Below are 21,701 nucleotides of genomic sequence, written 5' to 3'. Positions count from 1 at the left end.
AGTTTGTCCTCAGCCCTTGTAGGAATCGCAGAAGGCTTGCGCCTCGGCGACATCCAGGGTGCCTTCGTAGATGGCCCGGCCGGTAATCGCACCGATAATGCCCGGCGCCTTGGCGTCCAGCAGAGCTTTGATATCGCCCAGGTTGTGGATGCCGCCAGAAGCGATAACCGGAATCTTGGTCGCCGCCGCCAGGGCTGCGGTGAAGGGCACGTTGCAGCCCTGCATCATGCCGTCTTTGGCGATGTCGGTATAAACGATGGAGGACACGCCGTCGGCTTCGAACTGCTTGGCCAGATCAATCACCTGCACGGTGCTGATTTCAGCCCAGCCGTCAGTAGCGACAAAACCATCTTTGGCGTCGAGGCCGACGATAATTTTGCCCGGGAAAGCACGACAGGCTTCAGCAACGAACGCCGGATCTTTCACGGCCTTGGTGCCGATGATCACGCAGCTGACGCCGGCCTTAACGTAATGCTCGATGGTCTCCAGTGAGCGGATACCGCCGCCGATCTGGATCGGCAGGTGCGGGTAGCGCTTGGCGATGGCGGTGACTACTTCACCGTTGACCGGCTGGCCTTCAAAGGCGCCATTGAGGTCGACCAGGTGCAGGCGACGGCAGCCGCCCTCGACCCACTTGGCCGCCATGCTCACCGGGTCATCGGAAAACACCGTGGAGTCTTCCATGCGGCCCTGGCGCAGACGCACGCAAGCGCCGTCCTTCAGATCGATAGCGGGGATAATCAGCATCGGTTGAACCTGCTCAAGTCGTGTGAATTCGGTGGGTCAGCTCTTTTCCAGCGCCCAGAGGTCGCTTTCGATGCTCTCGAACCGTTCTTTCAGGTGAGTCTGCACATCGAAAACCGCCCGGTTGTAGTAGTGCGGCGCAATCTCGCGGGCAAACAGCTCAAGGATTTCCGCCGCCTCAAACGAGCCCAGCTGCAGCTCGAAGCGCTCTTCCATAAAACGTTTGAGAGCATTGGTCGCTTCACGCTCCTGCTCAGCAGAGAGGGTGAGAATCGGCGGCTTCTGCTTGGCCCGGCTCATTTACCAGCGACCATCCCAGGCGGCGAAGTTCTGCAGCAACTGCAGGCCGTGGGTGTGGCTCTTTTCCGGGTGGAACTGCACAGCAAAGCGCGAGCCTTCGGCCAGCGCGGCGGCGAAGTCCTTGCCGTAATGGCCGCGACCAACCACCTGCTTGGGGTTGCCGGCCTCGATGTAATAGCTGTGCACAAAGTAGAAGCGTGCCTGGTCCGGAATGTTGTGCCACAGCGGGTGTTTGACCGACTGCGCCACCTCGTTCCAGCCCATATGCGGCACCTTCAGCGGCTCGCCGTCTTCGACCATGTCCTTGCCGAAGAAGCGCACCTTGCCGGGGAACAGACCGATGCAATCAACGCCGTCGTTCTCTTCGCTGTGCTCCAGCAACGCCTGCATGCCCACGCAGATACCGAGAAACGGCCGATCCGCGCTGACTTCACGCACCAGGCTGTCGAAGCCCAGGCGCTTGATTTCGGCCATGCAATCGCGAATCGCGCCGACGCCGGGGAATACCACCCGGTCGGCTTCGCGAATCACTTGGGCATCGCTGGTCACCAGCACCTTGCCGGCGCCCACGTGCTCGAGGGCCTTGGCCACCGAGTGCAGGTTGCCCATGCCGTAGTCGATTACTGCAACTGTCTGCATTTACAGGCAGCCCTTGGTCGACGGCATCTGCCCAGCCATGCGCGGGTCCAGCTCGACGGCCATGCGCAGGGCGCGGCCGAAGGCCTTGAACACCGTCTCGATCTGGTGGTGGGTGTTGGTGCCACGCAAGTTGTCGATGTGCAGCGACACCAGCGCGTGGTTGACGAAGCCCTGGAAGAACTCCTGGAACAGGTCCACGTCGAAGCCGCCAACCACCGCGCGGGTGAACGGCACGTGCATCTGCAGGCCCGGACGACCGGAGAAGTCGATCACCACGCGCGACAGCGCTTCATCCAGCGGCACGTAGGAATGGCCATAACGGGTCATGCCGCGCTTGTCGCCGATGGCCTTGGTGAATGCCTGGCCGAGGGTGATACCGACGTCTTCCACGGTGTGGTGGTCGTCGATATGCAGGTCGCCCTTGCACTCGATATCGAGGTCGATCAAGCCATGGCGGGCGATCTGGTCGAGCATGTGCTCGAGGAATGGCACGCCAATATCGAACTTGGCTTTGCCAGTCCCATCCAGGTTGATCGAGACCTTGATCTGGGTCTCCAGGGTATTGCGCTCGACGGATGCCGTACGTTCGGCCATCACCAGCTCCAGAAATTGCCCACGGAAAAAGGCTGGCATTATAGGCGGGCATCCGCCTGGGCGGCTACCGGCGGCGATCAGAGGTGCCGACTATCGGCTGCATAGGCCGTGAGGGCATGTTTTCCGCCCAAACGACCAGCACAGCAATCACAGGATAAGCAGCGGGAAACCATGGACAGTATCGACACCCTGATTATCGGCGCAGGCGCCCTGGGCCTGGCCTGCGCCGCGCGCTTGAGCACACCAGGGCAGAGCTGCCTGATCGTCGAGACGGAAAGCCTGATCGGCAGTCACACCTCCAGCCGCAACTCCGAGGTGATCCATGCGGGCCTGTATTACCCACCCGGCTCGCTCAAGGCCGAACTGTGCCTGGAGGGCCGCGAGCGCCTGTATGCCTGGTGCCGCACCCATCAGATAGCGCACCGCCAGCTCGGCAAGCTGCTGGTAGCGGTGGAAGTGGCGGAAATAGCCAAGCTCGAACAACTGCAGCGCAACGCCCAAGCCTGCGGCGTGCATGACCTGCAGACCATCGAACAGCCCCAACTGAATGCCCTGGAACCCGCCGTACGCGGCACCTGTGCCCTGCTCTCGCCCAGCACCGGAATTATCGACAGCCACGCCTACCTGCAATCGTTGCTGGCGGCGGCAGAAAATCGCGGCGCGCAGCTGGTGCTGCACACCCGCGTGGAGCAACTCGAAGCAGACGGCGCTGGCTGGATAGCCTCGGGCCACAGCGGCGGCGAGCCGTTCCAGCTGAAAGCCCAACGGGTGATCAATGCTGGCGGCCTGTTCGCCCAGCAACTGGCCGGGCAAACCCAAGGGCTGCGGAACATACCGCCACTGCATTTGTGCCAGGGTCGCTACTTCAGCTACAGCGGCCGCTCGCCCTTCCAGCACTTGATCTATCCGATGCCAGAAGCCAACACCGCCGGCCTTGGCATCCACGCCACTCTGGATCTTGGCGGCCAGCTGCGTTTCGGCCCGGATACCCACTACATCACGCAGCTCGACTATCAGGTCGAGGAAAACCTGCGCGAGCCGTTCGCCGATGCCATCCGCCGCTACTTCCCCGCTATCGACAGCGCGCGCCTGGTACCAGGCTACAGCGGCATCCGGCCGAAACTCGCAGGCCCTGGGGAACCGGCCGCCGACTTCATTATCCAAACGCCCAACGAGCATGGCCTGCCAGGCCTGGTTAACCTGTTCGGTATCGAGTCGCCAGGGCTTACCGCCAGCCTGGCGATTGCCGAGCGCGTGGCGCAGGCACTGTAAGAGCCGACCTGCTGCGCGTCGGCCCTGCGGCGTTAAAAACAAACTCGGAATGCTCATGTACAAAAGTACACTCCGCTTCCTCGCCTGTTTTCGCCTTGCATGGCTCTAGCTCGCGAGCTCGTAATAAACAGGCTCTAAAAGCCGCTTGCAAAATCACCGCGTAAACGGGACTGTCGGCGGTCCAGGTAAAAGCGCTGGCGCTATACTCGCCGGCTTGAATTGCTGCTCTTCACCATCCAGTTTCGAAACAAGGATTCGCACATGAAAGCGCTCGGCAAAATTCTCGGCCTGTTTTTTCTCGGGCTCTTGCTGATCATCGTGGCGCTGGGCTTTGCCCTCACCCACCTGTTCGATCCCAACGATTACAAAGACGAAATCCGCCAGCTTGCCCGCGACAAGGCCAGCCTGGAGCTGACCCTCAAGGGCGATATCGGCTGGAGCCTGTTCCCCTGGCTCGGCCTGGAGCTGACTGACGCCACGCTCGCCAGCCTAAGCACCCCGGACAAGCCGTTCGCTGACCTGCGCCTGCTCGGCCTGTCGGTGCGCGTGCTGCCGCTGCTGCGCAAAGAAGTGCAGATGAGCGATATCCGCATCGACGGCCTCAACCTCAACCTGCAGCGCGACGAAAAAGGCCATAGCAACTGGGAAGATGTCGGCAAACCGGCCAAGGCCGCGACCACAACAGCCGACACCCCACCAGCAACCGCTGACAGCACGCCGACCGCAAGCACCACAGCTGAAGCAAAAGGCCGCGGCCAGCCGCTGAAGCTGGATATCGACAGCCTGATCGTCAACAGCGCGCGCATCGACTATCACGACGCGCAGAAAGGCCAGCAATTCAGCGCCGAAAGCATCCAGTTGACCACCGGAGCAATCCGCGAAGGCGCAGGCATCCCGGTCAAACTCAGCGCCTTCTTCGGCCTCAACAAGCCGGTTCTGCGCGCTCGTAGCGAACTGCAGGGCGAACTGCGCTTCGACCGCGCACTGAAACGCTACCAACTGGAAGACGCCAAACTCTCCGGCGAAGTGTCCGGCGAGCCTTTCGATGGCCAGACCCTGACCTATTCGGCCCAGGGCCAGCTGCTGGTCGACCTGGCCGCCCAGGTCGCCGAATGGAATGGCCTGAAGTTCTCCGGCAACCAGCTGCGCGCCCTTGGCGAGCTGAAAATCCGCGACCTCGACAAGCAGCCAAAACTCAGCGGCGGCCTGTCCATCGCGCCGCTCAACCTGCGTGAGTTCCTCGCCACCATCGGCCAGAAACTGCCGCCGATGGCCGACAACAAGACCCTCAGCCAGTTCGAACTGGTCACCCGCCTCAGCGGCAGCGACAACAGCCTGACCTTTGAAGAACTCAAGCTGACTCTGGACGACAGCCACTTCAGCGGCCAGCTGGCGATTGCCGACTTCGCCAAGCAGGCCCTGCGTGTGCAGCTCAAGGGCGATCAACTGAACCTCGACCGCTACCTGCCCGCGCCATCCACGGACGCCAAGGATGCCGGCGCTGCCCGCAAGGCCGAGGTCAAGGCCAGTGTCGCCAGCGCCGGGCAGAGCGGCAGCACACCGCTGCCTGATGCGCCAACCCAGCACGCCTGGAGCAGCAGCGAAGTGCTGCCAATCGAAACGCTGCGCAAGCTCGACATGCAACTCAACCTCAGCCTGGACCAGCTCACCGCCCAGCAGCAGGTGATCAGCAATTTCAGCGCCAAGGCGCAGAGCAAAGGCGGCCTGCTGACCCTGCAGGATGTGCGCGGCAACATCGGCAACGGCAGCTTCGACGCCAAGGCCAGCATCGACGTGCGCCCAGCCATCCCGCTGCTCAGCGTGCAAAAGAACCTCAGCAGCATCCAGATTGAGCCCTTCCTGAAAAAGCCCGACCAGCCTTCACCGGTTAAAGGCCTGCTGGATTTCAAAGCCAATCTGACCACCAGCGGCAACAGCCAGCGCGCCTGGGTCGATGGGCTGACGGGCGATGCCAGCTTCCTGCTTAACGACGGCGTGCTGGTCGACGCCAACTTGGAACAGCAACTGTGCCGCGGCATCGCCACGCTCAACCGCAAATCCCTGAGCAGCGACCCACGCGGCAAGGACACCCCCTTCGAAACCCTGCAAGGCCGCCTGATCCTGCGTAACGGCGTGGCCCACAACCCCGACCTCAAGGCCGTTATTCCGGGCCTGGCGGTTAGCGGCAATGGCGACCTGGACCTGCGCATCCTCGGCCTCGACTACCGCGTCGGCATCACCATCACCGGTGATCAGCGCGAAATGCCTGACCCAGCCTGCCAGGTCAACGAGCGCTATGTCGGCATCGAATGGCCGGTGCGCTGCCGCGGCCCGCTGGAAATGGGCGGCAAGGCCTGCCGCCTGGATCAGGACGGCCTGGGCAAGGTCGCCGCCAAACTGGCCGGCAACAAGCTCAACGAGAAGATCGAAGAAAAACTCGGCGACAAGGTCAGCCCCGAGCTGAAAGACGCGCTCAAGGGCCTGTTCAACCGATGAGCCCCGAGCAGTTTTCTGACGCGGTACTGCACTGGTACGACAGCCACGGACGCAAGGACCTGCCCTGGCAACAGGGCATCACGCCGTACCGCGTGTGGGTCTCGGAGATCATGCTGCAGCAGACCCAGGTCAGCACCGTGCTCGGTTATTTCGACCGCTTTATGGCCGCATTGCCAACGGTAAATGACCTGGCCGCCGCGCCGGAAGACGAAGTGCTGCACCTGTGGACGGGCCTCGGTTACTACACCCGCGCACGCAACCTGCAGAAAACCGCGCAGATCGTTATGCGCGAACATGCCGGCGACTTCCCCCGCGATGTCGACCAGCTCACCGAACTTCCCGGCATCGGCCGCTCCACCGCCGGCGCCATCGCCAGCCTGAGCATGGGCCTGCGTGCGCCGATTCTCGACGGCAATGTCAAACGCGTCCTAGCGCGCTACGTGGCGCAGGAAGGCTATCCGGGCGAACCGAAAGTAGCCAAACAACTGTGGGATGTGGCCGAGCGCTTTACCCCGCACACCCGGGTAAACCACTACACCCAGGCGATGATGGATCTCGGCGCCACGCTGTGCACCCGCAGCAAACCGAGCTGCCTGCTCTGCCCGCTGAAAAGCGGCTGTCAGGCGCACCTGCTCGGCCTGGAGATCCGCTACCCAATCCCCAAACCGCGCAAGGCGCTGCCGCAGAAACGCACGCTGATGCCGATTTTCGCCAACCGCAATGGCGAGGTGTTGCTCTACCGCCGCCCCTCCAGCGGCCTCTGGGGCGGCCTGTGGAGCCTGCCGGAGCTGGACGAAGCCACAGCCATCGCCACACTGGCCAGCCGCCACAGCTTGCAGCTCGGTGCGCAGCGCGAACTGAGCGGCCTGACCCACACCTTCAGCCACTTCCAGCTGGCCATCGAACCCTGGCTGATCCAGGTCGACGCCGCGCCAGCCGCCGTGGCCGAGGCTGACTGGCTCTGGTATAACCTCGCCACCCCGCCGCGCCTGGGCCTCGCCGCCCCAGTGAAGAAACTGCTAAAGCGCGCGGCCGATGCACTCGCAACCCCGAACACTGGAGAAACGCCATGACCCGCACCGTACAGTGCCGCAAACACAAGCAAGAACTCCCCGGCCTGGACCGCCCGCCGTACCCAGGCGCCAAAGGTGAGGACATCTTCAACAACGTCTCCAAGCAAGCCTGGGACGAATGGCAAAAGCACCAGACCCTGCTGATCAACGAACGCCGCCTGAACATGATGAACGCCGAAGACCGCAAGTTCCTCCAGGCTGAAATGGACAAATTCCTCTCCGGCGAGGAATACGCCCAGGCCGACGGCTACGTGCCGCCCAGCGAGTAAGCGGCCAGGCACTACACCCGTAGCCCGGATAAAGCGCGGCACGCGCTGCAATCCGGGACGGCACCCTCCCGGATTGCGCCAAGGCTTATCCGGGCTACCCAACCACCCTGTACACCCGCCCCCGAACCCTCGCTCGAACCTAAGCGCCCGTAATAATTAAATATTTTTCAAACTCACGCTTGACACCTACCCCTCAAATCCGTCTAATAGCGCCCCGTTAGCCCGGGTAGCTCAGTCGGTAGAGCAGGGGATTGAAAATCCCCGTGTCGGCGGTTCGATTCCGTCCCCGGGCACCAAATACAGAGAAAGGCTCACAGCGATGTGGGCCTTTTCTTTTTCTACAGAAAGCAATCTGCAGAAAAAGCTGGCGACCTTGCTCGCCCTGCGCCATGTTCAGCACCGTCAGCCACTAGGGACGCCCGCTGCCATGCATGACCTAATGCCCTACACCGTCAATGACCAGGCAGTGCAACTGCGCACCCGCGCCCGGGCGAACTCGCCGGCATTCGCCAAGCGGCCTATCCGCAACACGCCCAGTCAAAACACAGCGAACCCCGCAACTATCAAGCAATCCTTGACAGTTCAGCCCATGGCCAGCCGCCAGATCAGCCGCCGCACCCAGCGCAATACAGCACTCGCCGTCCGCCAACCCTGATTCAGCCAAGAAGAAGCCCATGAGCCATAGCCCCATCAGCCAGGACGAAATCAACGCCATCATCTGGAAGTCGTGCGACACCTTCCGTGGCAGCGTGGATGCCAGCGACTACAAGAACTATGTGCTGACCATGCTGTTCTTGAAGTACCTGAGCGACGTCTGGCAGGACCACTACGAGGGCTACCAGGCCAAGTACGGCAATGAGCCGGCGCTGATTGCCGCCATGATGAAGACCGAGCGCTTTGTGCTGCCGCCCAAGGCCAACTTCTACAGCCTGCACAAAGACCGCCACCTGCCCGGCAATGGCGAGCGCATCGACGAAGCCCTGCACGCCATCGAAGACGCCAACAGCGCCAAGCTGCGCGGCGTATTCCAGGACATCAGCTTTAACGCCAACAAGCTCGGCGAAGAAAAAAGCAAAAACAACCTGCTGCGCCACCTGCTGGAAGACTTCGCCCAGGCGGACATGAACCTGCGCCCCTCGCGCATCGGCAGCCAGGACATTATCGGCAACGCCTACGAGTTTCTGATTTCGCGCTTTGCCGCCGGCGCCGGCAAAACCGCTGGCGAGTTCTACACCCCGGCCCAGGTCAGCGATTTGCTCGCCGAACTGCTCGACCCGCAACCCGGCGAACAGATTTGCGATCCGGCCTGCGGGTCCGCGTCGCTGTTAATGAAATGCGGGCGCAAGGTGCTGGAGAAAACCGGCTCGCGCAACTACGCCCTGTTCGGCCAGGAATCCATCGGCGCCACCTGGGCCTTGGCCAAGATGAACCTGTTTCTGCACGGCGAAGAAAACCACGACCTGCGCTGGGGCGATAGCATCCGCCACCCGCAACTGCTCGACGCCAGCGGCGGCCTGATGCACTTCGACGTGGTAACCGCCAACCCGCCCTTCTCCCTAGAGAAATGGGGCGTGGAACAGGCGGAGAACGACAAGTACGGCCGCTTCCAGCGCGGCATCCCGCCGAAAACCAAGGGCGACTACGCCTTTATCCTGCATATGATCGAAACCCTGAAACCGGGCACAGGCCGGATGGGCGTCGTGGTGCCGCATGGCGTGCTATTCCGAGGCGGCAGCGAAGGCAAAATCCGCCAGGCACTGATCGAAGAAAACCTGCTGGATGCGGTGATCGGCCTGCCGGAAAAACTGTTCTTCGGCACCGGCATCCCGGCGGCGATTTTGCTGTTCCGCAAAACCAAGAGCAGCGAGGACGTGATTTTTATCGATGCCTCCCGCGACTTTATTGCCGGCAAAAACCAGAATCAGCTGGGCCCGCAGCAACTTGAGCGCATCGTTGCCGCCTACCGCGCCCGCCAGCACCAGAGCCGCTATGCCGAATGCGTCAGCCTGCAAGCCATCCGCGATAACGACTACAACCTGAATATCCCTCGCTATGTGGATACCTTTGAGGCTGAGGACGAGATTGATTTGCTGGCGATTAAGGCTGAGCGCGAGGTGTTGGAGCGGGAGTTGGTGGCGTTAAAGCGGGAGATGGATGGGTATTTGGAGGAGCTTGGTTATGGTGCCTGAGGGTTGGAGCGAGTACTCAATTGGGGATATTGCCTCAATCCAAGTAGGTAGAGATCTTAAAGAAGACCGCTACTCCGACGAAAAAACAGAGACCCATATATATCCGGTCTACTCCAATACAGTCGACAACCTTGGACTGTATGGATTTTACGACTTTGAAGAATACACAGACCATAGCGTGACCATAGTAGGCAGAGGGGCGGGCCTAGGTACTGCCTTCTCAAGAAGAACAGGATTTGGTGCTATCGGCCGGCTATTAGTAGCCTCTCCGATAAACAAAAGCTTCGATGTTGATTACTTGGCGAACTATATAAATTTCAGCTTAACCATTCACCACGAGAGCGGTGGAATACCTCAGCTCCCCGGCGCGACCTTCGCGAAATACAAAGTTTTGCTCCCGCCCATTTCCGAACAAACCAAGATCGCCCAAATCCTTTCCACCTGGGACAAAGCCATCACCACCACCGAGCGCCTGCTTGCCAATAGCCAGCAGCAGAAGCAGGCACTGATGCAGCAGTTGCTGACCGGCAAGGTGCGATTCCCGGATGCAGAGGGCGAATGGCACGAAGTTGAGATAGGCAACATCATCAAGGAAGTTAAACGTCCAGTTGTATGGGACGACGATGTTCAATATCGACTTCTAAGCGTTAAACGACGCGCAGAAGGTGTTGTTCTTCGAGAGGTTCTAGCCGGCAGCCAGATACTGACAAAGAAAATGAACACAGCCCGAGCAGGCGACTTCCTGATTTCCAAAATGCAAGTCACCCATGGCGCGATGGGGCTGGTTACTGACGAGTTTGATAACCACCATATTTCAGACTCCTATATCGCTGTGATAGCGAAAGACCCTACGAAGTTAGATATCAACTTTTTCAGCTGGCTTGGCAGAACGAAAGCGTTGTGGCGCTTGGCTTTTCTATCCAGCTACGGTGTGCACATTGAAAAACTGACATTCAATTTTTCTTTGTTCTTAAAAGAAAAAATCAACATACCTAGCAGCCTTGCCGAACAACAAAAAATCGCCCAAGTACTCTCCACCGCCGACGCCGAAATCACCAACCTGCAAGCCCAGCTGGCCAAGCTCAAGTTGGAGAAAAAAGCCCTGATGCAACAACTGCTTACCGGCCAGCGCCGGGTACGCTTGGACGACGAGGTGGAGGAAGAGCTACAGATCCGCAGGGTGGGTTAGGCCGCGCCCGACAGGCTTGCGGCATTCACCCCATCCATGGGGATTGCGCCTGTCACGCTCGCAAGGCCGCAGCCAAGCCCGACTACGCCGTAACCCACCATCGCGGCCTACCGGTAAACCGCAATGGTGGATGGGTGAAGCGTCATCCACCCTACGAAAAACCTGCTGCAACAACAAATCACTGGCCAGCGTGTAGGGTGGATAACGCTGTTTTTATCCACCTTAAAATCGCCACGATGGATGGCTGAAGCGTCATCCACCCCACGAAAAATCGGATGTCACAACGGCTCACCGGCCAACGCCGAGTACGGCTGGACAACGAGGTGGAGGCCTTATTGGCGTGGGAGCGCCGCCCGGCCCCTCCCACAAGCAGCGCACTGCCCTACGCACTCGAGCAAACACCGCCGCTATCCCCGAACCACGGAACTGCATATGAAAACCGCCCCACTCAGCGACGCCGAACTGGATTTTGTCGAAAGCATCCTGCTCAAGTACGGCAACGATGACTCGATTCTGGACGCCTGCGAACTGGACGGGTTTTTCACCGCACTGATCTCCGGCCCCGAGGTATTGCCGCCCAGCCGCTGGCTGCCGGCGCTGTGGGGCGGCGTAACGCCCAAGTTCGCCAAGGACGCCGAACTGCAGCGCTTTATGAACCTGCTGATTCAGCACATCAACAACTGCGTATTGATGCTGATGGAATACCCAGCCGAGTTCGCCGCACTGTTCAGCACCCGCGAGTACGAAGGCGAAACCCTGACCATCGTTGAGGAATGGTGCTTCGGCTATATGCGCGGCGTGGCCCTGGGCCAATGGCCGGCGCTGCCGGAAGCCGAGGCCGCGCACCTGGCGGCCATCGAGTTGCATGGCAGCGAAGCCAACTTCCCGCTGCTGGAGCACATGAGCCAGGCCGAGCACCAGCAATCAGTCACGGCCATCGAACCCGCCGTGCGCGCCCTGCATGCCTATTGGCTATCGCAACGCAGCCAAGCGGCCAGCTCGGCACAAGCCCCCGTGCAAGCAGCGCCCAAAGCCGGCCGCAACGATCCCTGCCCGTGCGGCAGCGGCAAGAAGTTCAAGCAGTGCTGCCTGCACTAAGCGCCAAGCCAAACCGTAGGGTGGGTTAGGCGCGCCCACGGTTATGCAAACAACGCAAAACCCAAGCGCGCCGTAACCCACCATGGCGGCTGACCGGCAAATCGCAATGGTGGATTACGCGGCGCTCGACTGACGCGGCGATACCTACATTGACGACCTCCGCCGCTAACCCGCCCTACGATCCGCAGCATTGCGTCTGAGGCGCGGCTTGCCGCAAGGGCGCTTGCCGGATAGACTCACTCCCAAAACGGGAGAACCTCCATGCGAGTGATTGCCCGAGGCACCTTGCGCGCCTTCTGGGAAAGCAGCCCGGCCTATGCCGACGCCATGACACCGCTGGTGGAGTGGTACCGGCATATGGAAAAGGCCGTTTACCCCACGCCGCAAGCGCTCAAGGCTGAGCTGCGCACGGCCAGTATCCTGAAAGGCAGCCGGGTGGTATTCAACATCGCCGGCAACAAGTACCGGGTCATCCTGGCTATCGACTATGAGCGCCAACTGGGCTTTATTCGCTTTGTTGGCAGCCACGCCCAGTACGACCTGATCGACGCGGAGACCGTGTGATGAACATCAAACCGATTCGTAACGACGACGACCTGACCAACGCACTGGCGCGTATGCAACAGCTATGGGGCGCGCCGATCGGCTCGCCCGAGGGCGATGAGCTGGAAATTCTGGCCGTGCTGATCGAGAAATACGAAGAGCAACACCAGCCGCTACCGGCCTGCGACCCAATCGACGCGATCAAATTTCGCATGGATCAACAAGGCCTGGTGCCGCGCGACCTGGAGCCCTTCATCGGCTCCAGCGGCCGGGTGTCGGAGGTGCTGAACCGCAAGCGCAAGCTGAGCCTGGCCATGATCAAACGCCTGCACGACGGCCTGCACATCCCCTATGAAAGCCTGCTGGCTGGCGCGGCCTGACAGGCCATTGCGAAACCCTGCACGCTTTACCTTTTATGCTTGGCCGAACAAGGAATAGTGCTGTGAGCGTCACGCCACGTTTTCAGGAAGAGTACAGCGCCAAGATCCCTGCCCTGGCGCTGCTGGCCAACCTAGGGTTTACCTACCTAAGCCCCAGCCAGGCGCTGGAATTACGCGGCAGCAAGGAGCGCGTGGTGCTGGCCGAGGTTTTGCGCGCCGAGCTGAGCAAACGACGCTTTTTCAGCAATGGCGTGGAACATGGCCTGAGCGAGGCGGCGCTGAGCAAACTGGTGAGCGAGATCAGCCATCCGCCGCTGAACGAGGGTTTGCAGGCAGCCAACCAGCGCTTGTCTGACCAGTTGCTGTACGGGGTGAGCGTGGCCGACTTCATAGCCGGGGCCAAGGTCAACCCGACCATTGCGCTGATCGACTGGAACACCCCGAGCAACAACAGCTTCCACCTCACCGAGGAGTTGGGCGTAGGCTGCACCAGCGGCATTGGCCAGCGCATCCCGGATATCGTGCTGTATGTAAACGGCCTGCCACTGGTGGTGATCGAGGCCAAACGCCCGGACTCCAACAGCGGCAAAGACCTGATCAGCCAGGGCATCTCACAGATGCAGCGCAATCAGCGCGCCGATGAAATCCCCCAGCTATTCGCCTTTAGCCAGTTGCTGCTGGTGGTCGATGGCAGTGGCGGGCGTTACGGCACAGTCGGCACCACCGAGAAGTTCTGGGCCGCCTGGCGCGAGGAGGAAATCGGCGAGGTGGCCTTCGCCGAGCTAAAGAACCGCCCACTGGACGCCACTCAAGAGCAGGCAATTTTTGCCCAACGCCCGGCCGCCAGCCTGGCCTGGTATCGCAGCTGGCTGGCCGGCGGGTTGCTCGCCAGCCAGCAGGACAAATTACTCGCCAGCCTGTGCCGGCCGGATCGCCTGCTGGAGCTGGTGCGCTTTTACACTTACAGCGACAACAAGCACGGCAAGATCGTCGCCCGTTACCAGCAGGTGTTTGGCATCCGTGCGCTGATTACGCGCATCCAGCAGCGCGATGTACGCGGCGCACGCCAGGGCGGGGTGATCTGGCACACCACCGGCTCGGGCAAGTCGATCACCATGCTGTTGCTGGCCAAGGCGCTGATCTTCCACCCGGACCTGCAGAACTGCCGGGTGCTGGTGATCACCGACCGCACCGATCTGGAAGCGCAGCTGAGCAAGACCTTCGCCAGCGCCGGGGTACTCACCGCACGCGACCAGCAGGAGGCGCTGAGCCAGTCTGGCCGGCACCTGGCCCAACAGATCGGCAAGGGTACGGCGCGGGTGATGTTCAGCCTGATCCAGAAATTCAATTCGGCGGCCAAGCTGCCGGAGTGCCGCAACGACAGCAGCGATTTCATCGTACTGGTGGACGAAGGCCATCGCTCCCAGGGCGGCGAAAACCATGTACAGATGCGCCTGGCCCTGCCCAACGCGGCCTTTGTCGCCTTTACCGGCACGCCGCTGCTGCAGAACGAGAAAACCCAGAACAAGTTCGGCCCCATCGTGCACGCCTACACCATGCAGCGCGCCGTGGAAGACGGCACGGTGACGCCGCTGCTGTACGAGGAACGCCGCCTGGAGCTGGACGTCAATGACCGCGCCATCGACAGCTGGTTCGAGCGCAGCACCCGCGGCCTGAGCGAGGCGCAGCAGGCCGACCTGAAGAAGAAATTCGCCAAGAAGGGCGAGCTGTACAAGGCGCTGGGCCGGCTGGAGCTGATTGCACATGACATCAGCGAGCACTTCGGCAACATCCCCGATGGTTTGAAAGGCCAGGTGGCCTGCGACAGTCGAGTGTCAGCAATTCGCTTGAAGGGCTTTCTCGATGAGATCGGCCAGGTCAGCTCGGCGCTGGTGATGTCCGCCCCGGACAGCCGCGAGGGTAATAGCGACAGCGACGAAGACAGCAAGTCGGTGGTGCAGGCCTGGTGGGACAAGCATGTCGGCAAGGAAGACGGCACCGTCTACAAGCAACGCATGATCGACGCCTTTGCTCAGGACGATGGGCCGGACCTGCTGATCGTTATCGACCAGTTGCTGACCGGCTTCGACGAGCCGCGCAACGCGGTGCTGTATATCGACAAGAACCTCAAGCAGCACAACCTGATACAGGCCATTGCGCGGGTCAACCGCCTGCATCCGAACAAGAAGCACGGCCTGCTGATCGACTATCGCGGCATCCTCGGCGAGCTGGATATCACCATCGCTCAGTATCAGGACCTGGCCACGCGCACCCAGGGCGGTTACAGCATCGAGGATCTGGACGGCCTGTACAGCCCGATGAGCACCGAATACAAAAAACTGCCAGGCCTGCACCAGCAGCTGTGGGCGATCTTCGCCGAGGTGAAAAACACCCAGGATATCGAGCAGATGCTCGCGGTGCTGCTGCCGCGCCTGCAGGAGGTGGATGGCGCGCAGGTGGATATGCGGCAGAAGGCCCGTGATGACTTCTATGCGCTGCTCAGCGAGTTTGCTGCTTGCTTGGCGATTGCCTTGCAGTCGCAGGCGTTCTTTCAGGACAAGAGCGTCAGCGAACAGACCCGTCGCCAGTACAAGGAGACGGTCAAGCAGCTGTCCAACCTGCGTCAGCGCCTCAAGCAGGCCACCGGCGATACCGTGGATTACGACGAGTACGCGGTGCAGGTGAAAAAGCTGATGGACAAGCATGTGCTGGGCATTGGCGTGCGCGAATCCAAGGGTGCCTATGTTGTGGGCGATATGGGCGCGCATAAACCCGAGGCCTGGAGCGAGGAAAAAACCCGCAACGAGAAGGACATTATCCAGACCCGTCTGACCAAGGAAATCGACCAGTTGCTGGACGACCCTTATGCGCAGAAACGCTTCTCCGAGCTGCTGCGCCAGGTAATCGCCGAGGCCGATGCGCTGTTCGATAACCCGCTTAAGCAGTACCTGCTGTTCAAGTCGTTCGACGAGCAACTGCAGCAGCGCCAGCTCGACGAGCTGCCCAATGCAGTACGCGGCAACCCGCATGTGCAGGCGTACTACGGCGCCTTCAAGCTGCTGCTGGATGAGCAGCGTGTGGCCGCTATTGATACTCCGCACTGGGTGGCGCTTGCCGAGCAGACCGACGCCATCGTCAGCCAGGCGGTACGCGAGTTCTCCATCAACCCGCTGAATATCGAGGCGGCCGTGCGCCAGCAATTGCTGCCGCTGTACTTTATGGCGCTAAAAGCCCTGGGCCTGGGGATGGATCAGGTGCAGGCGCTGGTGGAACAGGTGGTGCAGATCGTCCGCGCCGGAGCGCGCAAAGCCTGATGGCCAGCCTGCATTACGGCGGCGAGACAATTGCCTATCGGGTGCAGTACGCGCCACGCCCGGCGCGCAAGCTGACCATCAAGGTGCAGCCCGATGGCCAAGTGCTGGTGCTCGCCCCACAGGACGCCAGCGCCGAGCAGATCACCACTGGAGTGAACAAACGCGCCCGCTGGATCTGGGAGCAATTGCAGCCGATCCGCGAGCGCCTGCTGCATGTGCGCCCACGCCAGTACATCAGCGGCGAAACCCATTTCTATCTGGGTAAGCGCTACCCGCTAAAAGTCCAGGAAGACGCCCGCGCACCGCAACAGGTCAAGCTGCTGCGCGGCATGCTGTGCATCAGCGTGCGGCATAACCGTCCGGAGAAAGTCCGCGAATTGTTGTTCGCCTGGTACAAGGTGCGCGCCCGTGAGCAGTTCAGTCAGCGCCTGGAGCGACTGACTGCGCAGGCGCGCTGGCTGACGCAAAAACCGGCCCTGCGCCTGCTGACCATGCAGACGCAGTGGGGCAGTTGTTCGCATTCCGGCACCCTGACGCTCAACCCGCATCTGGTCAAAGCTGCGCCCGAATGCATTGACTACGTGTTGCTGCACGAGCTTTGCCACCTGGCCGAACACAACCACTCGGAAGCCTTCTGGCGCTTGCTCGATCAATTGATGCCGGACTGGCAGCCGATCAAGGCGCGTTTGGATGAGATGGTGGAGTTGTATCTGAATGATGTGCGCTAAGGCGTTTTTTTATGGCCTGCCATCCATGGCGGCCACCCTTCGGGCCGTCGCTGCGCGACGTTAAAAACTGCTCCAGGCACTTTTTTATGGCCATACCATCCTTGGCGGCCACCCTTCGGGCCGTCGCTGGGTGACGTTAAACATGTTTCCCGTCCATTTTTTTGCATCTGCGCGACAGCCAACTGCAGCCAGGCGACAGCGTGACCCGGCAAGCGCTCCTAGCCCGGTAAACGGCTTGGCGGTCAGCGAAACGCTATGCTAGCTTGACGCCTCGCCAGGAAGGCCACGCAACGCCGAGAAGCTGTCTCGGCTCTAGCGAGCTAGAGCCAAACAAGGCGAAAGCGGCTGAGGAAGCGCAGTTTACGAGCTGTAAATGAGCATCCGAAGCCGCTTTCAACGCAGTTTGGCCGACGCGCAGCAGATCCGAGGCAGGTTCTAAGCGCAACCGAAGAATAAGAGGACCATCCATGGCCGAGGCCACGCCCGCGCTGGAAATACGCGACCTGCATAAACGCTACGGCGACCTTGAGGTGCTCAAGGGCATCTCCCTCACCGCTCGCGACGGCGATGTGATTTCCATCCTCGGTTCTTCCGGCTCCGGTAAGTCGACCTTTCTGCGCTGCATCAACCTGCTGGAAAATCCACACAAGGGGCAGATCATCCTCGCGGGCGAAGAGCTCAAGCTCAAAGCCGCGAAGAATGGTGACCTGGTCGCCGCCGACAGCCGCCAAATCAATCGCCTGCGCAGCGAAATCGGCTTTGTCTTCCAGAATTTCAATCTGTGGCCGCACATGAGCGTGCTCGACAACATCATCGAGGCGCCGCGCCGCGTGTTGGGGCAGAGCAAGGCTGAGGCCATCGAGATGGCCGAGGCGCTGCTGGCCAAGGTCGGTATCGCCGACAAGCGTCACGTTTATCCGAATCAGCTTTCCGGCGGCCAGCAACAGCGCGCGGCGATTGCTCGCACGCTGGCCATGCAGCCGAAAGTCATCCTGTTCGATGAGCCCACCTCGGCCCTCGACCCGGAGATGGTACAAGAAGTGCTTAATGTGATCCGCGCACTCGCCGAGGAAGGCCGCACCATGTTGCTGGTCACCCATGAGATGGGCTTTGCCCGTCAGGTGTCCAGCGAAGTGGTGTTTCTGCATCAGGGCCTGGTTGAAGAACAGGGCTCCCCGGAGCAGGTGTTCGACAACCCGAACTCGGCGCGCTGCAAACAATTCATGTCCAGTAATCACTGAAAACACGGAGCAACTACGCATGCAGAACTATAAGAAGATCCTGCTGGCCGCGGCCGCCACCCTGGCCTTCGGCACCAGCGCCGTCGCCGCGGACAAGCTGAAACTGGGTACTGAAGGCGCCTATCCGCCGTTCAACCTGATTGACGCCAGCGGCCAGGTCGGCGGTTTTGACGTGGAAATCGGCCAGGCCCTGTGCGCCAAGATGAAGGCCGAGTGCGAAGTGGTCACCTCCGACTGGGACGGCATCATCCCGGCCCTGAACGCGAAGAAATTCGACTTCCTGATCGCCTCCATGTCGATCACTGAAGAGCGCAAGGCGGCGGTGGATTTCACCGAGCCCTACTACACCAACAAGCTGCAGTTTATCGCGCCAAAAGGCGGCGACTTCAAAACTGACAAAGCCAGCCTCAAAGGCAAAGTGATCGGCGCTCAGCGCGCAACCATCGCTGGCACCTGGCTGGAAGACAACCTCAATGGCGTGGTCGATATCAAGCTGTACGACACCCAGGAAAACGCCTACCTCGACCTGTCCTCGGGCCGCCTCGATGGCGTACTGGCTGACACCTTCGTTAACTGGGAATGGCTGAAGAGCGACGCCGGCAAGAGCTTCGAATTCAAAGGCGACCCGGTATTCGACAACGACAAGATCGGCATTGCCGTACGCAAGGGCGATGCCCTGCGCGACAAGCTGAACGCCGCACTGGCCGAGATCGTGGCTGACGGCACCTACAAGAAGATCAACGACAAGTACTTCCCGTTCAGCATCTACTAAGCTGCCGGCACTGCGTCGCCCGCCCGGGCGGCGCAGGCTTCTGAGCCCCTATGAATTTCGATCTCTACGGATTCGGCCCGGCCCTGGCTGCTGGCACCCTGATGACCATCAAGCTGGCGCTTAGCGCGCTGTGCCTGGGTCTGGTGCTCGGCTTGCTCGGCGCCCTCGCCAAGACTTCCCCGTACAAGCCGCTGCAATGGCTTGGCGGTACTTACTCGACCATCGTGCGCGGAATTCCCGAGCTGCTCTGGGTATTGCTGATCTATTTCGGCACCGTGCAGCTGATGCGCAACCTGGCGGACCTGCTCGGCATCGAAAGCCTTGAGCTAAACGCCTTCGCCGCCGGCACCATCGCCCTCGGCATCTGCTTCGGCGCGTACGCCACCGAAGTGTTTCGCGGCGCGATCCTGGCCATCCCCAAGGGCCATCGTGAGGCCGGTCAAGCCTTGGGCATGTCAAAGCCGCGAATCTTCTGGCGGCTGATCCTGCCGCAGATGTGGCGCATCGCCCTGCCCGGCCTGGGCAACCTGTTTATGATTCTGATGAAGGACACCGCACTGGTGTCGGTGATCGGCCTGGAAGAAATCATGCGCCGCTCGCAAATTGCCGTGACCGCCAGCAAGGAGCCCTTCACCTTTTATATGGTGGCGGCCTTTATCTATCTGGGCCTGACCGTGCTGGCGATGATCGGCATGCACTTCCTTGAAAAACGCTCCAGCCGTGGCTTTGTCAGGAGCGCGTCATGAGAAAAATCTCTGAAATAGCCGCCTGGTCGGCTGCCGTTGCGCTGATTGCCTATGCGCTCTGGGGCGGCCTGACTGCGCTCAACTGGGACGTGATCATCAAGTGGCTGCCGCGCCTGTCTGAAGGCGCCCTGCTGACCCTGGAGCTGGTGGCCATCGCGGTTCTCGCCGGGTTGATTCTCGCGCTGCCGATGGGCATCGCCCGCGCCTCGCGGCACTGGTATGTGCGCGCCCTGCCCTACGGCTACATCTTCTTCTTCCGTGGCACGCCGCTGCTGGTGCAGCTGTTCCTGGTGTATTACGGACTGGCGCAGTTCGATGCGGTGCGCGAAGGCCCGCTCTGGCCCTATCTGCGTTCCCCGTACTGGTGCGCGGTACTGACCATGACCATGCACACCGCCGCGTATATCGCCGAGATCCTGCGCGGCGCCATTCAGGCCGTACCGCCGGGCGAGATCGAAGCCGCCCGCGCACTGGGCATGTCGCGAGCCAAGACCATGTTCTATATCGTTCTGCCACGAGCGGCGCGTATCGGCTTGCCTGCATACAGCAACGAAGTGATCCTGATGCTCAAGGCCAGCGCCCTGGCCAGCACCGTGACCCTGCTAGAGCTGACCGGCATGGCCCGCACCATCATCGCCCGCACCTACCTGCCGGTGGAGATATTCTTTGCCGCCGGGATGTTCTACCTGCTGATCGCCTTCCTGCTGGTGCGCGGCTTCAAGCTGTTGGAGCGCTGGCTGCGCGTCGACGCCTGCCAGGGCCGCTGATTGCCTGAGGGTTCACGCCCTCAAGCACCATCCATCATGCCAACCACCTCACCCGCCCAGATCCTGCAAGACGCTGCTTTGCAGCAGCGTTTTCAGGCGCTCGACAGCTTTCTTATCGAGCACCAGGCGCTCTGGCGACCACGGCCTTTTGTGCATTACCCGGCATTACCCTGGGAAACCGAACACCCACAACTGGCCGCCTGGCTGAGGTCGCAAAGCCTGGAGCATGCCGAGGCGGCGCATAACCAGCCGCACCTGCTGCAAGCACCCGCACCCTTTCCGCAACTGGCCGCCCAGGCTCATGACCTAAGCCAGATCGATGAACTGCCACAGTCATCCGCGCAGGTATTACCCGCCCGCTTTAGCAGCGATGTACCGGGGCGCAAGTGGCAGCAGATCGACGCCTTCGCCCGCAGCCTGAGTTTTAGCGATACACCGCAGCACTGGCTGGACTGGTGCGCCGGCAAAGGCCACCTCGGACGGATACTTGCACATGGCGGCGGCAACCTGACTTGCCTGGAATACAACCCGCAGCTGGTCAGCAGCGGTCAACAACTCAGCCATAAACTCGGCATCGCCGCGCAGCATATCGAGCAGGATGTAATGGCCGCCAACGCCGCGAAGCAACTGCAGGCGCAACACACGCCCGTGGCGCTGCATGCCTGCGGAGAGCTGCATACGCGCATGCTGCAACTGGCCAGCCAGGCCGGCTGCCAACAACTGGCCGTAGCGCCCTGCTGCTACAACCGCATCAGTACTACGAGCTATCAGCCACTTTCGGCAAGCGCCCAAGCCTCAACACTGCAACTGTCTATCGACGATCTCGGCCTGCCCCTAAGCGAAACCGTCACCGCTGGCGCACGGGTACGCCGCCAGCGCGATCAATCCATGGCCCGCCGCCTGGCCTTCGACCTGCTGCAGCGCCAGCTGCGTGGCGTCGACGAATACTTACCAACGCCATCCCTGCCGCCCGCCTGGCTCGACAAGCTTTTTGCCGAGTACTGCCAAGACCTCGCCGCACTCAAACAGCTACCAGCACCCGCCGCACAAAACTGGCAACTGCTTGAGCAACAAGGCTGGCAACGCCTGGCCGAGGTGCGCAATCTGGAACTGCTACGCGGTTTATTCCGCCGCCCACTGGAACTCTGGCTACTGCTCGACCGCGCCCTCTATCTACAAGAACAAGGCTACACCGTGCGCCTTGGCACCTTTTGCAGCCACCAACAGAGCCCGCGAAACCTGCTACTGCTGGCAGAGCGCCAGCAAAAATTTCCCACAGCATCTGTGGATAACTCTGTTGACAGAATCTGAGCAAACCGCGCAAAAGCCCGCCCCAGCTGCATATCG

General features: G+C 61.1%; 21 protein-coding genes and 1 tRNA gene. 18 read left to right on the top strand and 4 right to left on the bottom strand.

Translation table 11 applies throughout. The annotated features are described in order from the left end of the window. Positions 1 to 9: 9 nt before the first annotated feature. The 4 genes from hisA to hisB are packed head-to-tail and all read right to left on the bottom strand — an operon-like array spanning position 10 to position 2,277. The gene (hisA, locus tag P3C18_RS12555) at positions 10 to 747 is read right to left on the bottom strand and encodes a 1-(5-phosphoribosyl)-5-[(5-phosphoribosylamino)methylideneamino]imidazole-4-carboxamide isomerase (protein WP_275962178.1); all 738 of its coding nucleotides are present in this window, start codon (positions 745 to 747) and stop codon (positions 10 to 12) included. A 36-nt stretch (positions 748 to 783) separates the two neighbouring features. Continuing rightward, the gene (locus tag P3C18_RS12550; RefSeq protein ID WP_275962177.1) at positions 784 to 1,044 is read right to left on the bottom strand and encodes a DUF2164 domain-containing protein; all 261 of its coding nucleotides are present in this window, start codon (positions 1,042 to 1,044) and stop codon (positions 784 to 786) included. After that, entirely contained in the window at positions 1,045 to 1,683 is a 639-nt protein-coding gene (hisH, locus tag P3C18_RS12545) for an imidazole glycerol phosphate synthase subunit HisH (RefSeq protein WP_275962176.1), read from the bottom strand. Next, positions 1,684 to 2,277 (bottom strand): imidazoleglycerol-phosphate dehydratase HisB, encoded by a 594-nt coding sequence (gene hisB, locus P3C18_RS12540; RefSeq protein ID WP_275962434.1) that lies wholly within the window; start codon positions 2,275 to 2,277, stop codon positions 1,684 to 1,686. Positions 2,278 to 2,448: 171 nt separating this feature from the next. On the opposite strand from hisB, the gene P3C18_RS12535 reads away from it, so the two are divergent. The 18 genes from P3C18_RS12535 to P3C18_RS12450 all read left to right on the top strand — a co-directional run bounded on the left by P3C18_RS12535 (position 2,449) and on the right by P3C18_RS12450 (position 21,665). Further along, positions 2,449 to 3,549 (top strand): NAD(P)/FAD-dependent oxidoreductase, encoded by a 1,101-nt coding sequence (locus P3C18_RS12535; protein WP_275962175.1) that lies wholly within the window; start codon positions 2,449 to 2,451, stop codon positions 3,547 to 3,549. A 261-nt stretch (positions 3,550 to 3,810) separates the two neighbouring features. Continuing rightward, the gene (locus P3C18_RS12530) at positions 3,811 to 6,045 is read left to right on the top strand and encodes an AsmA family protein (protein WP_275962174.1); all 2,235 of its coding nucleotides are present in this window, start codon (positions 3,811 to 3,813) and stop codon (positions 6,043 to 6,045) included. Continuing rightward, positions 6,042 to 7,118, top strand: a complete 1,077-nt coding sequence (gene mutY / locus P3C18_RS12525) for an A/G-specific adenine glycosylase (RefSeq protein ID WP_275962173.1) — start codon at positions 6,042 to 6,044, stop codon at positions 7,116 to 7,118. The genes P3C18_RS12530 and mutY overlap by 4 nt, the downstream gene beginning before the upstream one ends. Beyond that, positions 7,115 to 7,387, top strand: coding sequence for an oxidative damage protection protein (locus tag P3C18_RS12520; protein WP_275962172.1), 273 nt, complete (start codon positions 7,115 to 7,117; stop codon positions 7,385 to 7,387). Before mutY ends, P3C18_RS12520 begins: the two co-directional genes overlap by 4 nt. 220 nt (positions 7,388 to 7,607) lie before the next feature. Then, a tRNA-Phe gene (locus tag P3C18_RS12515) sits at positions 7,608 to 7,683 on the top strand. A gap of 23 nt (positions 7,684 to 7,706) precedes the next feature. Next, positions 7,707 to 8,042: a hypothetical protein gene (locus P3C18_RS12510; protein WP_275962171.1), complete on the top strand. Its 336-nt coding sequence runs from the start codon at positions 7,707 to 7,709 to the stop codon at positions 8,040 to 8,042. A 19-nt stretch (positions 8,043 to 8,061) separates the two neighbouring features. Then, complete coding sequence (locus P3C18_RS12505; protein WP_275962170.1) at positions 8,062 to 9,576, top strand: type I restriction-modification system subunit M; 1,515 nt, start codon at positions 8,062 to 8,064, stop codon at positions 9,574 to 9,576. After that, positions 9,566 to 10,765 carry a restriction endonuclease subunit S gene (locus tag P3C18_RS12500; protein ID WP_275962169.1) on the top strand — a complete coding sequence of 400 codons (1,200 nt, stop codon included), beginning with the start codon at positions 9,566 to 9,568 and terminating at the stop codon, positions 10,763 to 10,765. The genes P3C18_RS12505 and P3C18_RS12500 overlap by 11 nt, the downstream gene beginning before the upstream one ends. A 432-nt stretch (positions 10,766 to 11,197) precedes the next feature. Beyond that, complete coding sequence (locus P3C18_RS12495; protein ID WP_275962168.1) at positions 11,198 to 11,863, top strand: YecA family protein; 666 nt, start codon at positions 11,198 to 11,200, stop codon at positions 11,861 to 11,863. Positions 11,864 to 12,124: 261 nt separating this feature from the next. Further along, complete coding sequence (locus P3C18_RS12490; protein WP_275962167.1) at positions 12,125 to 12,427, top strand: type II toxin-antitoxin system HigB family toxin; 303 nt, start codon at positions 12,125 to 12,127, stop codon at positions 12,425 to 12,427. Continuing rightward, positions 12,427 to 12,786: a transcriptional regulator gene (locus tag P3C18_RS12485; protein WP_275962166.1), complete on the top strand. Its 360-nt coding sequence runs from the start codon at positions 12,427 to 12,429 to the stop codon at positions 12,784 to 12,786. Before P3C18_RS12490 ends, P3C18_RS12485 begins: the two co-directional genes overlap by 1 nt. Positions 12,787 to 12,848: 62 nt before the next feature. Next, positions 12,849 to 16,100, top strand: coding sequence for an HsdR family type I site-specific deoxyribonuclease (locus P3C18_RS12480; protein ID WP_275962165.1), 3,252 nt, complete (start codon positions 12,849 to 12,851; stop codon positions 16,098 to 16,100). Next, positions 16,100 to 16,828: a SprT family zinc-dependent metalloprotease gene (locus P3C18_RS12475; RefSeq protein ID WP_275962164.1), complete on the top strand. Its 729-nt coding sequence runs from the start codon at positions 16,100 to 16,102 to the stop codon at positions 16,826 to 16,828. Before P3C18_RS12480 ends, P3C18_RS12475 begins: the two co-directional genes overlap by 1 nt. Positions 16,829 to 17,295: 467 nt before the next feature. Then, positions 17,296 to 18,069, top strand: coding sequence for an ABC transporter ATP-binding protein (locus P3C18_RS12470; protein ID WP_275962163.1), 774 nt, complete (start codon positions 17,296 to 17,298; stop codon positions 18,067 to 18,069). 19 nt (positions 18,070 to 18,088) lie between these two features. Next, positions 18,089 to 18,841 carry an ABC transporter substrate-binding protein gene (locus tag P3C18_RS12465; RefSeq protein ID WP_275962162.1) on the top strand — a complete coding sequence of 251 codons (753 nt, stop codon included), beginning with the start codon at positions 18,089 to 18,091 and terminating at the stop codon, positions 18,839 to 18,841. Positions 18,842 to 18,891: 50 nt separating this feature from the next. After that, positions 18,892 to 19,587 (top strand): ABC transporter permease, encoded by a 696-nt coding sequence (locus tag P3C18_RS12460; protein ID WP_090254729.1) that lies wholly within the window; start codon positions 18,892 to 18,894, stop codon positions 19,585 to 19,587. Beyond that, the gene (locus P3C18_RS12455; protein WP_275962160.1) at positions 19,584 to 20,354 is read left to right on the top strand and encodes an ABC transporter permease; all 771 of its coding nucleotides are present in this window, start codon (positions 19,584 to 19,586) and stop codon (positions 20,352 to 20,354) included. The genes P3C18_RS12460 and P3C18_RS12455 overlap by 4 nt, the downstream gene beginning before the upstream one ends. Positions 20,355 to 20,390: 36 nt before the next feature. Further along, on the top strand, positions 20,391 to 21,665 hold the full coding sequence (locus P3C18_RS12450) for a methyltransferase (protein ID WP_275962159.1): 1,275 nt from the start codon (positions 20,391 to 20,393) through the stop codon (positions 21,663 to 21,665). Positions 21,666 to 21,701 lie beyond the last annotated feature (36 nt).

The sequence above is a fragment of the Pseudomonas sp. 1928-m genome, assembly GCF_029269135.1.
In the GTDB taxonomy this organism is placed as follows: domain Bacteria; phylum Pseudomonadota; class Gammaproteobacteria; order Pseudomonadales; family Pseudomonadaceae; genus Aquipseudomonas.
Note: the sequence above shows the minus strand (reverse complement) of the source record. Positions and strands in the feature narration are given on the sequence as shown.

Bases quoted from the DNA above. Each gene is read 5' to 3' on its own strand.
- P3C18_RS12455 (WP_275962160.1), top strand. From the start codon at position 19,584: ATGAGAAAAATCTCTGAAATAGCCGCCTGGTCGGCTGCCGTTGCGCTG.
- P3C18_RS12485 (WP_275962166.1), top strand. From the start codon at position 12,427: ATGAACATCAAACCGATTCGTAACGACGACGACCTGACCAACGCACTG.
- P3C18_RS12510 (WP_275962171.1), top strand. From the start codon at position 7,707: ATGTGGGCCTTTTCTTTTTCTACAGAAAGCAATCTGCAGAAAAAGCTG.
- hisB (WP_275962434.1), bottom strand. From the start codon at position 2,277: ATGGCCGAACGTACGGCATCCGTCGAGCGCAATACCCTGGAGACCCAG.
- P3C18_RS12505 (WP_275962170.1), top strand. From the start codon at position 8,062: ATGAGCCATAGCCCCATCAGCCAGGACGAAATCAACGCCATCATCTGG.
- hisA (WP_275962178.1), bottom strand. From the start codon at position 747: ATGCTGATTATCCCCGCTATCGATCTGAAGGACGGCGCTTGCGTGCGT.
- P3C18_RS12470 (WP_275962163.1), top strand. From the start codon at position 17,296: ATGGCCGAGGCCACGCCCGCGCTGGAAATACGCGACCTGCATAAACGC.
- P3C18_RS12495 (WP_275962168.1), top strand. From the start codon at position 11,198: ATGAAAACCGCCCCACTCAGCGACGCCGAACTGGATTTTGTCGAAAGC.
- P3C18_RS12490 (WP_275962167.1), top strand. From the start codon at position 12,125: ATGCGAGTGATTGCCCGAGGCACCTTGCGCGCCTTCTGGGAAAGCAGC.
- P3C18_RS12450 (WP_275962159.1), top strand. From the start codon at position 20,391: ATGCCAACCACCTCACCCGCCCAGATCCTGCAAGACGCTGCTTTGCAG.
- P3C18_RS12460 (WP_090254729.1), top strand. From the start codon at position 18,892: ATGAATTTCGATCTCTACGGATTCGGCCCGGCCCTGGCTGCTGGCACC.
- P3C18_RS12520 (WP_275962172.1), top strand. From the start codon at position 7,115: ATGACCCGCACCGTACAGTGCCGCAAACACAAGCAAGAACTCCCCGGC.
- P3C18_RS12550 (WP_275962177.1), bottom strand. From the start codon at position 1,044: ATGAGCCGGGCCAAGCAGAAGCCGCCGATTCTCACCCTCTCTGCTGAG.
- hisH (WP_275962176.1), bottom strand. From the start codon at position 1,683: ATGCAGACAGTTGCAGTAATCGACTACGGCATGGGCAACCTGCACTCG.
- P3C18_RS12535 (WP_275962175.1), top strand. From the start codon at position 2,449: ATGGACAGTATCGACACCCTGATTATCGGCGCAGGCGCCCTGGGCCTG.
- P3C18_RS12500 (WP_275962169.1), top strand. From the start codon at position 9,566: ATGGTGCCTGAGGGTTGGAGCGAGTACTCAATTGGGGATATTGCCTCA.
- P3C18_RS12475 (WP_275962164.1), top strand. From the start codon at position 16,100: ATGGCCAGCCTGCATTACGGCGGCGAGACAATTGCCTATCGGGTGCAG.
- mutY (WP_275962173.1), top strand. From the start codon at position 6,042: ATGAGCCCCGAGCAGTTTTCTGACGCGGTACTGCACTGGTACGACAGC.
- P3C18_RS12465 (WP_275962162.1), top strand. From the start codon at position 18,089: ATGCAGAACTATAAGAAGATCCTGCTGGCCGCGGCCGCCACCCTGGCC.
- P3C18_RS12530 (WP_275962174.1), top strand. From the start codon at position 3,811: ATGAAAGCGCTCGGCAAAATTCTCGGCCTGTTTTTTCTCGGGCTCTTG.